Below are 15,845 nucleotides of genomic sequence, written 5' to 3'. Positions count from 1 at the left end.
GGAGGGATGTGAGGTTTTACACACAATTTGGATGGATTCAAACCCTACGGTAAGTCCTCGTTTTATGTTCGGGATGCATCAATAGACATCGCCGATTCGCACACTCACGATTGAGTAACGAGGTAGAGGCGCACGCACATGTGCGCCTTCTTAATTTCTGCGTTATAACTTTCATCACCATAACTTTCATCGCCACCTGCCACTATTTTTCTCTTGAACATTTTCTTGCAGTTAGTAATGTCTTGGTTCGATGTCAACCAACTAGAGCAGTGCATGCGCTTTTATCTTCGACTCTTACTTTCTTTATGTTTTTGTTCGGTAACGTTTCCGGCACTTTCAACGCCGAGCTGGTGGCAAGACACGTTGTCAGCTATGCCATATTCCAATCTAAAAGAACGTATAGAAAAAAGTGGGAGCTGGTATAGTTGCGAAGTGCAGCTGCTAGACAATTCAACGTTTATCAGCGCATTTTGTTTGGATGATTTTTCGTACTACCAGCAGCACTTGTATGGTGAAGTGGTTTTGAGAAGAGAAAGTGCTCAGTTCTCGTTTCTCACTGAATACGAGTGGCAGCGTCTGAATGACTTACTTCTCAACTTAAGAAAGGATGGGTTAGTTTTACGCAGAGTTACTATCGGACAAGAACACTATGATGTCGTTGAAGCTCTGGAAAAGAAATCTTCCGAACTTGTCGATAAAGAAGTTATTTTGTTGATGAACCGCTATCCACAAGAAGCGATTCGAAGTTTGCTTTGGGTAAAACCGGACGAGTTTCTGACGCCATCACCGTCCTTAAATGTGCAATTGCGCAGTGATGGCGAAATTATCGAGGTCAAAGTGACTCGTTTTTAGATTCTTTATGGAGAGATAGGAAGGTCGCCATTGCAGACTCATCCAAAAAACCATCCGATTTTTTGTGAGCGCGCAGGTATTGATAGCCTGCAATTAGCTTGCGGTGTATCTCTTCTGCATCGTCTGACAACGGCTGATTCATAACGTGTTGAAAGGCAAGTTTGTACGCATCCATATCCACGACTTCAGCACGGCGATATAAATAACCACATCCCGTTGCTAACCATTCGAGAGAGCAATTGGCGCGCATTGCAATTTGATTTGCTTTGGTTAGGCTAGGTTCACTGCCTTTAAGGTATTTGCGTATTAAAGCTTCAGACACATCGACGCGTCGAGCGAACCCGCTGATGCTTTCTTCTCCGATCAGGGTGGCTAGGCGTTGGGCAAAAGACATATTTCGTACTCCAGTTCGAATTGCGAAAGTTTACCCGTTGAGCCGGTACGAAAACAAGACTACGATGAATGCAGATCAATTGAAGGAGAAAACCCATGGTTGCAAAAGTAGTAACTGCACCAAAAGGCCCAGAGTTCTCAGAGCTGGTTCAAGGATATTGGCGTGCAGTTGAGTGGGGAATGACGGCTCAAGAGCGTTTGTCATTTCTTAAGCAACACATTGAGTTAGGCATTACGACAGTCGATCACGCCGACATCTACGGTAATTACGAGTGTGAGGCGTTGTTTGGTGAAGCGTTAGCTTTAGACAAGAGTGTTCGTGAGCAAATTCAGATCGTGACGAAATGCGACATCAATTTGTGTGGCGATAAAACGCCAGAGCGTAAGATCAATCACTACGACACGAGCTCAGCACATATCTACCAATCGGTGAATAACTCGCTAGAACGTTTGAATGTGGATGAAATCGACGTACTTTTAATTCATCGTCCTGACGTGTTAATGGATGCAGACGAGGTTGCAGAAGCATTTTCTGAGCTTCACAAAGTCGGCAAAGTGAAGCACTTTGGCGTGTCTAACTTCACTCCACGCCAGTTTGAACTGCTGCAATCTCGCTTAGGTAAGCCGTTGGTTACTAACCAAGTGGAAATCAACCCACTTAACTTTGAGGTTGCACACGATGGAACGCTTGATCAAATGCAAATGTTGCGCACGCGACCAATGGCTTGGTCTTGCCTCGGTGGTGGTTCAATTTTTAGTGGTGACAGTGAGCAAGCTGTTCGTGTCCGTAACGAATTAGAAGCAATTCGTGAAGAAGTTGGCGCAGCGAGTATTGACCAAGTAATTTATGCTTGGGTACGTCGTTTGCCATCTAACCCTATTCCAATCATTGGCTCTGGTAAAATCGAGCGTGTGAAAACTGCAGTTAATGCATTGAACATCGAACTTACTCGAGAGCAATGGTATCGCGTATGGGTGGCTTCTAAAGGTCATGGTGTGCCATAGAATTGATATCTTATCGATGAAATTGTTATTAAAGGCATCCTCTAGCAGGGTGCCTTTTTAGTTTTAGCGCGTTACTGTTTACCCATTATGGAAATGGAAAGAATGAAATTCGAGCAAAAATGGGCTTTGGATGTTAGCTGCAACTTTTTGCTTACTTTTGGTGGAGGAGTTTTACCCATGTTTGTTTTATGTCACTAAACAGCGAATGTGATGCTTGCTTTTTAGTCATTTTGTTCACTCATTCATTCATATTGCGTATGCTTATTGAATAATAAAGAAATAAAAAACTCGTCAGTTTTCTCGTATTACATGCTGTAACAATCTGTTAGACTCCGGCGCAGATTGTGGAATATAAAAAGGTGATTGAATGTCTTTTCCCGTACTCATCTGTGATGATTCAGCGTTAGCACGCAAACAGATGGCGAGATCACTACCAGCCACATTGAATGCCGATATTACGTTTGCTATCCACGGAAAAAACGCGCTAGAAGAACTCGAAAAAAACGAGTTTAAATTGATGTTTCTTGATTTGACCATGCCAGAAATGGATGGCTTTGAAACACTAGAGCACATGCAACGGTTGGGGGATAAAACTCCGGTGGTTGTTGTGTCGGGGGATATCCAACCTAAAGCGAAAGAGCGCGTGTTCGCACTGGGTGCAAAAGCGTTTATTCAAAAACCGATCGCCAAAGATGAACTCAAGAAGGCGCTTAAAGAGTTGGTCGAGCCAGAACCTCGTCCTCAAATTATCACGCCTGTCTCTATTGAGTTACCGATTTTACGTCGTCGCGATATTTACATGGAAGTGGCTAACGTTTCAATTGGTCGAGCAGCCGATGCATTGGCGCGTCACTTTGATGTGTTTGTGCAACTACCTCTGCCGAACGTCAATATCTTTGAAGTGAGCGAACTTCACATGGCCCTACGCGACTTGGCGTCGCATGACAACGTATCGGGTGTTTGTCAGGGATTTTGTGGCGAAGGTATTGCTGGCGAAGCGCTAGTGATTTTGAGTGATTCAAGCGTATCTGATCTCAAAAAGTTGATGAAAGTACCAGCAGACAGCGAAGAGTTAGAAGAGCTTGAGTTGCTAATGGATATTTCTAATATTTTGGTGGGGTCGTTCTTAAATGGTTTAGGCGAGCAGTCTGAAGTCCGATTCTTCCAAAGTCCACCAGTACTCCTTGGTCAGCATATCTCAATTGACTCGATCATTGAATCTACAACTGGAGCATTCAGCCGCACGATGACATTCGAAGTGAGCTACAACATTGAAGGAACGTCGATTCGTTGTGACTTGTTGTTTATGTTTGTGGATGAATCCTTGCCGCTGCTTGATAACAAACTGTCTTATCTAATGGAGGAGTTCTAATGTTGAATATGCCAGCAGAGTTTGAACAATTCCATTGGATGGTGGATATGGTACAAAACGTCGACATGGGCTTAGTGGTCATTGATCGAGATTACAATGTACAGGTCTGGAATGGGTTTATGACTCATCACAGTGGTTTGCAGTCTCATGATGCGATAGGTCGTTCTATATTTGATATCTTCCCTGAAATCCCACAGGAGTGGTTTAAATTAAAAACAAAACCAGTGTATGACCTAGGCTGCCGTAGCTTCATCACATGGCGACAACGACCTTACTTATTCTGCTGTCGCAATGTTCGACCAGTTACGCAGCAAGCGGAGTTTATGTACCAGAATGTTACGTTGAACCCAATGCGCACACCGACTGGAAAAATCAACTCGTTGTTTTTGTCTATACAAGACGCGACGGCTGAAGCTCTGATGTCTCAGAATCAATAGCGATAAAAAACTTTCTCAAAAGCCAAGGTCCGCCTTGGCTTTTTTGTATACTTATAATTGTGTTTCCCAATGCGTAGAACGTGAATATGGACTTTAATCTCGCCCTAAAACTCTACACCGCAGAGCAAGTAAAAAACGGTGAAACGCTGGCTGCTCAAATGGCTGGTGTTTCTATGTATAGCTTAATGCAACGCGCTGGTATGGCCGTGTATGAGCGCTTTTTACATCTGTATCCTAAATCAAAAAATATCTTAGTGATTTGCGGTAAAGGGAATAACGGTGGCGATGGTTACGTATTTGCATCTCTTGCGAAACAAGCTCAACTCAATGTACATGTTTTCCAAATTGGTGATGTATCTGCGCTAAAAGGTGATGCTTTGCGCGCATACCAAGATTGGCAGTCAATCGACGGTGTTAACAATGATTGGGATGAATGGAATACCGCATTGCTAGAAGCAGATGTGATCATTGATGCCATGTTAGGTACTGGTTTAAGCGGTGAGGTTCGTTCGGAGTATCGTCGCTATATTGACCAAATTAATCAAATTCATGCCCCTGTGATTGCAGTCGACATTCCTTCTGGTCTGTGTGCTAATACAGGTGCAGTTTTAGGTGATGCTATTCGTGCCGAGCATACTGTAACCTTCATTGGGGTTAAGCAAGGCTTATGCACTGGACAAGCGAGAGATCGCGTTGGCGAGCTCTACTTTTGTGGTTTAGGCGTCAATACTAAGTTTGATACTATCGAAGTAGAAAGTGCATTAGGTATTGATCATCAGGTTGTTTCAAGATTAATGCCCAAGCCAAATCCAACGGTCCATAAAGGTGACAACGGGAAGTTGCTTTGTGTTGGTGGCAACCAAAGGATGTCTGGAGCGATTCGTTTATGTTCCTCCGCTGCGATTAGAGCCGGAGCGGGTTTAACTGCCGCAATTACTCACACGAGTAGCCTTATTCCACTGCAGGTTGGTTGCCCAGAAGTAATGAGCCAGAGCATCACCGCTGACTTACTCAGGGATACTGAGAACGACTTAACTAAACGCATTCGCTGGGCTGACGTATTAGTGTTTGGTCCTGGCTTTGGAGATGATGAGTGGGCTTATCAAGCCTATCAATATCTGGCTCAAGAGCAGAAACCTAAAGTTGTTGATGCTGATGGCCTCAATATTCTAGCGATGCTGAGCCAGCGATGCGATGGCACTCTAGTGTGCGACAACCATCGAGTGATCACGCCGCATCCTGGAGAGGCAGCTCGACTACTAAATGTAACCATTCAACAAATAGAAAGTGACCGATACTCTGCTGCAAGACAACTGCAAGAGCGTTATGGCGGTGTAGTGGTTTTAAAAGGCGCGGGGACGCTTATTTACGATGGAACGAGAATGTACGTCTGTCTAGCGGGTAACGCCGGAATGGCGACGGGGGGAATGGGAGATGTGTTATCTGGAGTCATTGGTGCATTACTAGCCAAAGGTTTACCAATTTCTGTTGCCGCACGTTTAGGTGTGGTACTTCACAGTCATGCTGCTGATATAAACGTGAGTCAGAATGGTCAAATTGGTCTTTTGGCAAGTGATGTCGTTAGCACTCTTCGTACCGCTATCACCCAAGAGCTCTATCGAAATTAATTAGATTTCATGCATTGCTGAGAAAATTGGTCGATTTTTTTGAGTACTTTTTTACGAATTAGCAGGGCATCTTAGTATTAGGTGATTGAGTTTTAGGCAGATTTGAGAGGTGATGCGTTTTAATTTTTAAGATATGACGCAAAGGTTTGCGCAATGGGTTAACTTAAGTGCTTTCTCAAGTTGTTGATAGTTATAAATAATAAGAGGTTTTGGTGACTTGGGGAGCGTTTTTGATATGCGATTTTCAAGATGGTATCACAAAAAAAATTCAAATATCAGACTTGTAGGAAATAAATCACAGCCTATAATGCTGAAAACCGGAGCGTCTGCCAACGCTCCGGTTTTTTTGTGTCCGAAGAACAGTGAACTCGTCTGCCAACGAAGTCACTACGCACTCTGAAATGACACATATACATATGAATCAAGGAATTACACAATGCGTATCGAACAAGAACTTAAGTTAGGTTTTAAAGATGTACTGTTTCGCCCGAAACGTTCTACCCTTAAGAGCCGTTCTCAAGTAAATTTAACCCGCGATTTTACATTCAAGCATAGTGGTCGTCAATGGTCTGGTGTGCCAGTAATCGCAGCAAACATGGATTCGGTTGGTAGCTTTGCAATGGCTAAAGCGCTGGCTGAGCATGGTGTAATGACCGCTGTTCACAAACATTACACGGTAGAAGATTGGGCTGAGTTTGCTAAATCAGCAGATAAAGTAACCATGAATAACGTTATGGTGTCTACTGGGACATCTGACGCAGACTTCCAAAAAACCAAAGACATCATGGCACTTTCAGATGAATTTATTTTCATTTGTATCGACATTGCAAATGGTTACTCAGAGCATTTGGTCGAGTATGTTGAACGCGTGCGAGCAGAGTTCCCAGACAAGGTCATTTCTGCAGGCAACGTGGTTACTGGTGATATGTGTGAAGAGCTAATCCTAGCTGGTGCAGACATCGTTAAAGTGGGTATCGGCCCAGGCTCAGTTTGTACAACTCGTGTAAAAACGGGTGTTGGTTACCCGCAGCTTTCTGCAATCATCGAGTGTGGCGATGCAGCGCACGGCCTTGGTGGCATGATCGTCGGTGACGGTGGCTGTTCTTGTGCGGGTGACGTAGCGAAAGCATTCGGTGGTGGCGCGGATTTCGTAATGCTAGGCGGGATGCTAGCGGGTCACGAAGAGTCAGGCGGCGAAGTGATCGAGAAAGACGGCGAGAAGTTCATGAAATTCTATGGCATGTCGTCGAAGAGCGCGATGGATAAGCACTCAGGTGGTGTCGCTGGCTACCGTGCGGCCGAAGGTAAAACCGTATTATTGCCATACCGTGGTAGCGTTCACGGTACTATTCAAGACATCCTTGGAGGCGTTCGCTCAACTTGTACATACGTAGGTGCAGCAAAGCTTAAAGAGCTAACCAAGCGTACTACATTCATCCGCGTTCAAGAACAAGAGAACAACGTGTTCGGTAAAGAGTAAATCGACTGAATGTAACAAGTGTAAAAGCAACCATATATTGATATTTGGTGCAACCATAATTTGATATTGCCTCTTCATAAGTCTATTGCTTTTTAAGTTTATGACATTTTTGAAGGGGCTATTTTATATCTGCTTTAGGATGAAATACCTAGCTAAGTGAGTTTGCTTAACACTTCTATCATGGCGTAGGTTTTTCCAACTTGAGCATTGTAATTTCTCAAACTTAACTAAGCGGCAATGAAAATACATGCTTAACCATAGGAGCCATCGTAATCGCTAAGTCATTAAATAGGTGAGGTCTTCCAGGTTGGTTCCCTTGCTTGATTTGCTTCCATAGCTGAACAGTCTCTTAATTAAAAATGTCCGTTAACAGCGGGTGATTAAAGCTTGGTTGTTGTGTTTCCAATTGGTTGTTCTGTAGCGAGGCTGGCTATTAGCCTAAGTATATGAGTGAACTTAGCTGCTCAGCTCATGGGTTGAAGATTTAGTTGCCTGATTTAGGAAACAAAGCTAGTACCCGGCACTAATTTGAATTTTAAGGTAATAAATCACGAATATAACAGTAGAAGTGAAAGACATGCGCTTAATCTGATTAAGCGCATTTTCTGTGTTTTAAGTTTAGTATTTCACTTCGTAGTTCAAGTGGAAGCGACGACCCGGTGCGTTGTAGTAACGTGAGTTGTTACGCTCTGATTGCGCGTACGCCGTCATGTAGTCTTCGTTGAATAGGTTTTCAACAGCGAAGCTTAACGTACCGAACGGAAGATCGTAGCCCAAACCAGCGTTTGCAACGAAGTAGCTGTCTACTGCATATTTCGCGCCAGAAGTGATTTCATCTTCTTTATCACGGTTGCCTGAGTAAACCAGCGTCATGTTGTAGCGACCGAATTCGTAAGCGTCGTAACTGATAACAGACGTTACTTTCAACGGTGCGATACGCGTGCCGTCTAGTGGTTCCCAACCGCTGTCTTCGTTAAGTTTACGCTCACCTTCTTGCCAAGAGATCGTGCTGTCTGTACGAAGGTTAGCAAGAATGCTGTAACCAAGCGTTGCTTCCGCACCCCAAACTTTCTCTGGTGCACGAGTACTTTCTAGCGCATCGCCTGCTTCGTTTACGTTCAGCGTCGAACCTAGGTCAGATTCGCTGTAGAACGCTGCAAGAGAGTAGTCCGCTTCACCAAGGAAGCCGCGCACACCCACTTCGTAGTTGTCAGTAGTAATTGGCTTGATAGCCCCTTCAACGGTTGAGCTGTTGCCAGAACGAATGTCACGTAGTGCTTCGTTCGTTGACATACCTTGCGCGAAAGATGCAAACAGCTGGTGGTTGTCGGTCAGATCGTGTGTCACACCAATGTTGAATAGGAACTCGTCAAAGTACGGATCACCGCCTTGAACTTGATCACCTGCATTGTTGTGCGTGTTACCTACCGTGAAATCATCCACGCTTAGACGTACGTACTCGTAACGGATACCGTAAGAAAGAACCGTGTTATCGCTTACGTCAGTGATGAACTGTGCGAATGGTGCGATAGCAAACTGCTCTACATCCGGTGTGTTGTTGTAGAAACCGACGCTGTTTGGCTGTTTGAACGACTGTTGTTCAACGTCCATACCCCAAGTCACGAATGCCCAATCAATTTGGCTAGAGATGTTGGCTTTCACACCGAAACGATCAAAATCTGTCTCGTTGTGGCCGTATAGCGTTTGACCAAAGGTTGGAGAATTTGGGTTCTTGTCTTTCATCGCAAGCGTGAACGTCTCAGTGTCCTGAGCCATCCAGTAACCCGTTACGTCTAGCATACCTAAGCTAAAGCCCAGATCTTGGTAACGTGCTTGGTAGTTAGCGAACGTACGTGTCACGTCATTTGGTTTCGCGCCATCTTTGCCTGCAACGCCGTTGTTGTAACCTGGGCCACAGTGAACCGCTTCTGCAGGTTTGCCGTTAGCTGCATCGCCATTCGCTGCACACCAGCCGTCGTTGTCGGTAATGTTACGAACGCCAACAGTCAAAGTCAGTGAACGATCTTCGTCGATGTTACGGTTCCAAACGCCGTTTACGTTTAGGTTGTCCATGTCATCTTCGTTGTTTACCGAAGGTAGGCGGTCACCGTTAGCATCGTAGCTGCCGCCACGTTGCTCGTAACCCAGACCTAAACGCCATTGATCTTTTTCATCACCGCCTGTTGCCTCTTGGTACACGTTCCAAGTGAACGCATCGCTACCAAACTCTTGGAAGCTTGTGCCAACTTTAGTGCGATATTCTACTGCGCCTTCTTCTGGCATTTTGGTGATCACGTTGATGATACCGCCCTGTGCGCCAAGGCCGTATACCGCAGAACCACCGCGGATAACTTCGATACGCTCAACGTTTTGCGGATCAATCGCCGACAGCTCTTGGCCAAAATCTAGGAAGCTGTTGTTTTGTGCAACACCGTCAATCAATAGCAGAACGCGACGACCACGGATTTGGTTTTGACCTTTGCTGCTCAGGTTACCGTGAACAGAAGTCCCCATACCTGGAACCAAGGTTGAAAGCACATCGTTGATGCTGCGGCTTTGGTTCAATTGAGATTGAAGTTGTGCTTGGTCGATAACGGTCACAGAGCGAGGAACGTCGTTAAGCCGCTGTTGAGAACGGCTTGCGGTAACAACCATTGTTTCCATTGCTTGGACTTGGTCGTTACTTTCCGCTGAAACGCCGAAAGGTGAAAGAGTAATTGCACTTACCACTGCAATATTTAGCTTAGATAGTTTGAGTTTCATAACTTCCTGCAACTAAAAGTTGTCTTTTATAAACCTGTTAATAAATTGATTTAGCTAGCGATTATTGAGCACTTTGTAATTACGTGGTAGTCTAGCACGCAAAGAAGTAATGTAAATATCAATAATTATCATTTGTAATTTAATGGGCAATTTTACAGCAGTCGTTATCATTTCAATAATTAGCCAAATGCTGTCTATTCAGCTTGCTTATGCAAGTGGATTAAACGCATCAGTTGTCGATGATCTAGACCATACGATTTCGACGTCGAATGTGACCCATTTCCCGCGTGTTGCAAGCGTGTCTACTTTTGGTGCAGAGCTAGTAATAGCAATGGGTGAGAAGCCTGTTGGTGTATCCGATTATCCTGGTGGATTTCCTCCTTATCTCTCTGCTTTAAATGACGTGCCAAGTCTTGGTAATCGTTCAAGAACCAGCTTTGAAGCTTTGTACGATGTTAAGCCAGATTTGGTCGTTGGTTTGGGGCGAATGTTAGAGCCTTACTATCAGCGCTTTGTCGAAATCGCACCGCCTCTCGGTTTTGATTTGATTACTTTAGAAGACAGTTTTTCTGCTGTAGAGCGTGCAAGCATGGCAATGAGGCGAGAAGAGCAAGGGAAATCACTAAATATGTGTTTTCCGACTTTTCTTGATGAAATGCAATCAAAGCTCGGTAATAGACAGTTTTCTGGTTTATTTCTGACAAGTGCTGGCGTCACTCCGCGAGCATACTACTCACACTTTATGTCCGTTGCTCTTATGGAAAAATTGAATATCCGAAGTGCGAATGGTGACTCGCCGTACGCGACGAAAACGCCTTTTTCTGGGCAAGTGGGTCTTGAGTGGTTGGTAAAACTCGATCCCGATGTGATTTTTATGTACCAGAACGCCGAGCCACAATTTACCGAATCGAAAATTTGGCAAAGCCTAAAAGCGGTGAAGAACAATCGAGTTTACTTGGTTGATATGACATGGCGAGAGCCAGAAGGGCCACTTTCACGAATTTGGGTCGCGATGGATATCGCCCACAAAGTGTATCCCGATCTTTTCCCTGCGCCTTCTGTTGAACGAGTTTATGAGGTGATCAATGGCTCATGTTCTTAGGATAACCAAACCAAGTGCGGTGATGGTTCGCAGTTTGGCGACGGCTTTGTTACTAGCTGTGGTTTATGTGTCTTTGTCGAGTGGCATTTACCATTTTGATGCCCAGCAGATCATGGCGTTTTTGATTTCTGATTCAAGCAACCAAGCATCCTTAGTGTTTTGGGAACTACGTTTACCTCGCACCTTAATCGCACTCTTTGGTGGGGCGGCGTTGGCGGTATCCGGCTCGCTCATGCAAGACATCGTTCGCAACCCGTTAGCGTCTCCAAACCTGACCGGTGTGATGTCTGGCGCTGCGCTTAGCGTGTTAACGGCGACCATGTTCTTGCTGCCATTGCCAACTTTGTTTTGGGGGATTGTAGGTGGTTTGCTTGGCGGTGCCATTACCTTATCCATTAGTTGGAAACAGGGCGTCACACCAGCGCGTTTGGCGTTAGCTGGCATTTCCGTGAGTGCGTTTTGCCAAGCAGCGGTGACCTACATTCTTCTGTCGGATCGCGTAGACAGTGAGTCACTGTTTTTCTGGTTAACGGGCAGTAACGCAGGCGCGAATTGGTCGGTGTTTACGCCGCTTGTTTATACCGTCATTCCTGCGTTTATATCGCTTGCGGTGACACATCGACAGCGTGGTTACTTACTGCTGGATGACACGGTTGCTCGTGGTTTAGGTATCGCGATCAACCGTTATAGATTGGCGTTTGGTTTTGTCTCTGTCGTGCTTACTGCGGTTGCGGTTGGTGCATTTGGTCCTGTCGGTTTTGTTGGCCTTGTTGCCCCTCATCTCGCTCGCATGATGGGGTTGGGACTTGGCGGTGCAGCTTTGATTGGTGCGGCACTCGTTACCGCAGCAGATCTCCTTTCTCGAACCCTGCTTATGCCGTTGGAAATTCCGATTGGCGTCATTACCGCGACTTTAGGTGCGCCTTGGTTTCTTATGTTGATTGTTCGTAAGCTGAGAGGGAAATAATGAAAACGCGTTTCTTATTCCCTTGCTTGGCTTTGCTGGTGTTCGCTCCTGCACTGTTTATCGCTTCTAACCCAGAGCTTAGACAAGCAGGTGAACTGTTTATTACTCGCGGTACTTACCATCCATTTTGGTCGCTAACGTTACCAAGATTTTTGCTGGCGATTATGGCGGGTATGATGCTGGCAGTATCAGGCTTATTGCTGCAAACCACCCTCAAAAACCCGTTGGCAGACAGCGGTATTTTAGGGGTGAACGCTGGTGCTTCTCTTGGTGCTGTTTGTGCGATTTTGTTGCCCGCTTGGTTTAATTGGAATATCACCACAGAAAGCGCGTTACTGCTGTTTTCAATGGCGGGTGGTTTGCTCAGTGCGATTCCTGTTTTGATCGTTAGCCGAATCGGAAATACCAGTCTCACTCTACTCACAGGTGTAGCGATCACGGCGATTCTTGGCGCGTTGAGTTCGGCGCTAATCTTCACCATTGGTCAGGGTAAAACCGATATCGCATTGCAATGGATGGCGGGTGGTATGTACGGCCGAGGTTGGGAACAAGTGAGTTATCTTTTGCCTTGGTTCTTGGCCTGTTTAGCGTTCATTATTTTGGTGTATTTGCCATTGAAATGGGTACGCTACGATGACGCGATTTTGCGTGGCATTGGTATCAACGGTGCTCTGCTGCGTTTGGGGATTCTGTTAGGTACGGTATTTATTACTGCGCCTGCCGTCTCAGCAGTTGGCCCGATTGGATTTGTGGGGTTGGTGATTCCGCACATTGCACGTTTGCTCAGTGCAAATGATCCTTTGCGAACCATGTTCACGACGTTGATTTTCGGCGCTGGTTTCCTCGCACTTTCAGATGCTTTAGCCAAACACTTACTGTTCCCAACCGAAATTCCAGCGGGCGTGATTACCGCACTGCTTGGTGTGCCATTTTTCCTCTTCTTGTTAAGGAAACACTCTTAATGACCCTATCTTCAAAAGGGCTTGAAGGGCAATCGCTCACTTCAGGCTACAACGATACGATGATCTTGAACGAGGTGAACATCCGTCTTCAAGAAGGTAAGGTAACGGCGTTCATTGGCCCAAACGGGTGCGGTAAAAGTACGTTGATGAAGACCTTAACCGGTGCGATAAAAGCGAAAAAAGGCGACGTGACCTTTAAAGGTAAAGCGCTTAACCAATGGAAGCTTAAAGATCTCGCTAAACACATTGCGATTCTGCCTCAACATCCTACGGCACCAGAAGGTGTCTTGGTTGAGCAGCTTGTTGCGCTTGGTCGTGTTGCTCATCGCAAGTGGTATCAGGGCAACAGTGAGCGTGACCAAGAAGTGATGACTGAGTCGCTTGCTTCTGTCGGGTTGGCTGGTTACGAAAAGCGTGTAGTGAGTACGTTGTCGGGCGGTGAGCGTCAGCGCGTTTGGCTGGCGATGTGTTTGGCGCAAGAAGCTCAGTGGTTATTGCTGGATGAACCAACCAGTTATCTCGATTTAGGTCACCAACTCGAGTTACTTGAAGTGCTCGATAAGTTGAACAAGGAACGCAACTTAACCATCGTTTATGTTCTCCATGAACTCAGCCAAGCTGCGCAGTTCTGTGATGAACTGGTACTAATGAAAAAAGGTCAGATCTTAAAACAGGGGGCGCCTTTGGACGTGCTTACTCAATCGACCCTTGAATCGGTGTTTAAAGTGGAAGGAAAAATGGAAGTCATTGATGGCTACGTTTACTGTTTACCAAAAGCTTATGTTCGTGAGGAAGTGCGTTAATGGAAAACCTGTTTAATCAGTTTCGTACTTTGGTAGCTTTGCCTGAGAATGTTAAAGCGCTGAGTATCACCGAGCAGCAAGCTATCTTGAATCGACACGAACCTTTCTTCCGCTTACGTTTTGTTGAACAGCCGAAAGGCATTAAAGCCAGTGAATGGTTTGAGCGTGAGTTTCCTGCTGTTGTGCAAGATTACGCAAACTCTATTGAGGCAAAGCTGCCTTTTGCCGTGCCTATCTGGCAGAAAGTGTTCAACGCGATTTTGCTGACGTCGCTGGTCGGTCACCGTGTGGTGTTTGATCGCGTGTTGCAGTTAACACTCGATGATCTGTATCTGACCATTGGTGAAGACCATCGTATCGCAAGCATTGAAGTGTTGAGTGCAACGCCTTTCTTTGCTCTTGAGGCTGGTAACGAAAACGCGATGCAAGTGGAGTCAGAACTGGCTTTAGATGAGAAACTTGCGCAAGTCATTACGACGCTCTCTGAGCCATTGGTGCTGCTGTACAAAAAGCAGAAAGTTAGCCCGAAAGTGTTTTGGGGGAATGCCTTGTACGCGTGTGATTTGGCGTTTTCTAAACTTGCGCATCAACCATTAGCCAATGACAGGTTAGATCTAGACGTGCAAGCGGCATCAAAGTGGCAGCAAAACCTATTTAACGCGGTAACACCAAAAGGCGGTGAGTTAAACACGGTAAAAAAGGTGACCTTTAATGGCTTTCAAAAGCTCTACGTGAGACGAGAAACGTGCTGTCTGAAATACAAAATTGAAGGCAAAGAGAAGTGCTCAACCTGTAACTTGCACGATTCAGAAATCCAAGAAAACATCATGCGTATGAACATGCTTGGGTTATTTCAGTAAAAGTCGCTTATTTGAAAAGGTTTTATGTGATTTAGAGCAAAGTTATGGTCTACTGTAGTTGCGGATAAATGACAGTAGGAAGAATACACGAATCGAAGTGGCTGTTGTTACCTATTTGACTGCTCATACCGTTGCCATTCCGCTGTTAACTCTGCTTTTTCTTTTCTCGCTGCAATCAGCATTTCTATATTTACGTCAGTGTTTGGGTGCCTTTGAATGTATCGCTCGTAATCAACCGGAACACCATTGATGTGCAGTTCAAGATGTAAATGCGGCCCTGTTGTTCTTCCTGTGTTACCCGTTTTCCCTATCACTTGTCCTCGGCTGATCTTCTCACCAACATGGACGTTGCGCTGAGATAAGTGTAGGTAGCGTGATACAGAGCCATTTGTGTGGCGGATATTAATATAGTTGCCGGCAAAACGGTTGTAGCGGGACTTTAAAACGACGCCATCAGCAATACTACGAATCGGTGTACCTACAGGTGTGGCATAATCAGTGCCTAAGTGCGGAGTCGTTATATTGGTCACTGGATGTGTTCGCTTTAAGTCATAGTCAGAGCTCACTCTGTAGTTTTTATCAAAGGGTGAAGAAAACATGAACTGATTATTTATCGACACACCATGCTCATCAAATACGTTACCGTGACCATCATTGATAATAAATAAATCAGTTTTACTGCCTAAATAGTAAAAAGAACTAATGTAAGTTTCATTTTTACTATTTAATTTAGTTCTTAAGATAAAGTTATCACCTCTTTTAATAGAGTCAATAATATTAAACTTGCTTTTGATAAGTGCTAATAGCAAGTTGATCTCTTTTTGACTCACTCCTGATTTTAATAATGAAGCGACAAAAGAGTATTCAACAACACCGATAGTGATTTTTTGCCTACGAGTATTCTTTTTAATTGGTGGCTGCACATTCTCACTTTCGAATTCTAAAGGCTTGATGGTAGGTAGCCTATCCACAGGAGTGAGGAAGTAGTGAGAAAGCGATACGCTAATCAATATGATTAACGCAGTAGTGATAAGGGCTACGGTAGGAGCTTGCACACTCCTTTTTATTATTAAAATAGTCATTAGTTTTTTTGGTTTATCAATACTGACAGTTGTGTGTAGAGTATAATATTTTAAATAAAAACTAGCATTAAAGCATGAGTAATTCCTCTGTTTTAACTAAGTTAATAATTATAGGATGTAAAAATAATTTTAATAATTC

General features: G+C 44.8%; 14 protein-coding genes. 11 read left to right on the top strand and 3 right to left on the bottom strand.

From position 1 onward, the window contains the following. Window positions 1-237: 237 nt before the first annotated feature. The gene (locus R7O12_RS08270) at window positions 238-852 is read left to right on the top strand and encodes a hypothetical protein (protein ID WP_080996178.1); all 615 of its coding nucleotides are present in this window, start codon (window positions 238-240) and stop codon (window positions 850-852) included. Here the strand turns inward: R7O12_RS08270 and R7O12_RS08265 are convergent. After that, window positions 833-1,246: a helix-turn-helix domain-containing protein gene (locus tag R7O12_RS08265; RefSeq protein WP_005373470.1), complete on the bottom strand. Its 414-nt coding sequence runs from the start codon at window positions 1,244-1,246 to the stop codon at window positions 833-835. The genes R7O12_RS08270 and R7O12_RS08265 overlap by 20 nt on opposite strands. Window positions 1,247-1,341: 95 nt before the next feature. On the opposite strand from R7O12_RS08265, the gene R7O12_RS08260 reads away from it, so the two are divergent. The 5 genes from R7O12_RS08260 to R7O12_RS08240 all read left to right on the top strand — a co-directional run bounded on the left by R7O12_RS08260 (window position 1,342) and on the right by R7O12_RS08240 (window position 7,167). Continuing rightward, the gene (locus tag R7O12_RS08260; RefSeq protein ID WP_193837927.1) at window positions 1,342-2,250 is read left to right on the top strand and encodes an aldo/keto reductase family oxidoreductase; all 909 of its coding nucleotides are present in this window, start codon (window positions 1,342-1,344) and stop codon (window positions 2,248-2,250) included. 367 nt (window positions 2,251-2,617) lie between these two features. Then, entirely contained in the window at window positions 2,618-3,622 is a 1,005-nt protein-coding gene (locus R7O12_RS08255) for a response regulator (protein WP_005373466.1), read from the top strand. Then, entirely contained in the window at window positions 3,622-4,059 is a 438-nt protein-coding gene (locus R7O12_RS08250) for a PAS domain-containing protein (RefSeq protein WP_005373463.1), read from the top strand. Before R7O12_RS08255 ends, R7O12_RS08250 begins: the two co-directional genes overlap by 1 nt. A gap of 86 nt (window positions 4,060-4,145) precedes the next feature. Then, a complete protein-coding gene (locus R7O12_RS08245) occupies window positions 4,146-5,687 on the top strand; it encodes an NAD(P)H-hydrate dehydratase (protein ID WP_318125746.1) in 1,542 nt (513 codons plus the stop codon). Window positions 5,688-6,123: 436 nt separating this feature from the next. Then, on the top strand, window positions 6,124-7,167 hold the full coding sequence (locus tag R7O12_RS08240; RefSeq protein WP_005373458.1) for a GMP reductase: 1,044 nt from the start codon (window positions 6,124-6,126) through the stop codon (window positions 7,165-7,167). A 618-nt stretch (window positions 7,168-7,785) separates the two neighbouring features. Here R7O12_RS08240 and R7O12_RS08235 read toward each other — a convergent pair. Then, window positions 7,786-9,930: a TonB-dependent receptor gene (locus R7O12_RS08235; protein ID WP_318125745.1), complete on the bottom strand. Its 2,145-nt coding sequence runs from the start codon at window positions 9,928-9,930 to the stop codon at window positions 7,786-7,788. A gap of 142 nt (window positions 9,931-10,072) precedes the next feature. On the opposite strand from R7O12_RS08235, the gene R7O12_RS08230 reads away from it, so the two are divergent. From R7O12_RS08230 to R7O12_RS08210, 5 genes are read left to right on the top strand one after another with little or no spacing between them, the layout of a single operon-like run. Continuing rightward, window positions 10,073-11,032 carry an ABC transporter substrate-binding protein gene (locus R7O12_RS08230; RefSeq protein WP_318125744.1) on the top strand — a complete coding sequence of 320 codons (960 nt, stop codon included), beginning with the start codon at window positions 10,073-10,075 and terminating at the stop codon, window positions 11,030-11,032. Beyond that, complete coding sequence (locus tag R7O12_RS08225) at window positions 11,016-11,999, top strand: FecCD family ABC transporter permease (RefSeq protein ID WP_047101251.1); 984 nt, start codon at window positions 11,016-11,018, stop codon at window positions 11,997-11,999. Before R7O12_RS08230 ends, R7O12_RS08225 begins: the two co-directional genes overlap by 17 nt. Continuing rightward, complete coding sequence (locus R7O12_RS08220; RefSeq protein WP_158155851.1) at window positions 11,999-12,961, top strand: FecCD family ABC transporter permease; 963 nt, start codon at window positions 11,999-12,001, stop codon at window positions 12,959-12,961. Before R7O12_RS08225 ends, R7O12_RS08220 begins: the two co-directional genes overlap by 1 nt. Then, window positions 12,961-13,764: an ABC transporter ATP-binding protein gene (locus R7O12_RS08215; RefSeq protein WP_158155853.1), complete on the top strand. Its 804-nt coding sequence runs from the start codon at window positions 12,961-12,963 to the stop codon at window positions 13,762-13,764. Before R7O12_RS08220 ends, R7O12_RS08215 begins: the two co-directional genes overlap by 1 nt. After that, window positions 13,764-14,624: a (2Fe-2S)-binding protein gene (locus tag R7O12_RS08210; RefSeq protein ID WP_158155855.1), complete on the top strand. Its 861-nt coding sequence runs from the start codon at window positions 13,764-13,766 to the stop codon at window positions 14,622-14,624. The genes R7O12_RS08215 and R7O12_RS08210 overlap by 1 nt, the downstream gene beginning before the upstream one ends. 107 nt (window positions 14,625-14,731) lie before the next feature. Here R7O12_RS08210 and R7O12_RS08205 read toward each other — a convergent pair whose 3' ends face one another. Further along, window positions 14,732-15,706, bottom strand: a complete 975-nt coding sequence (locus R7O12_RS08205; protein ID WP_213914919.1) for a peptidoglycan DD-metalloendopeptidase family protein — start codon at window positions 15,704-15,706, stop codon at window positions 14,732-14,734. Window positions 15,707-15,845 lie beyond the last annotated feature (139 nt).

The sequence above is a fragment of the Vibrio sp. Vb1574 genome (genome assembly GCF_033338675.1).
This window is presented reverse-complemented; position numbering and strand designations above follow the sequence as displayed.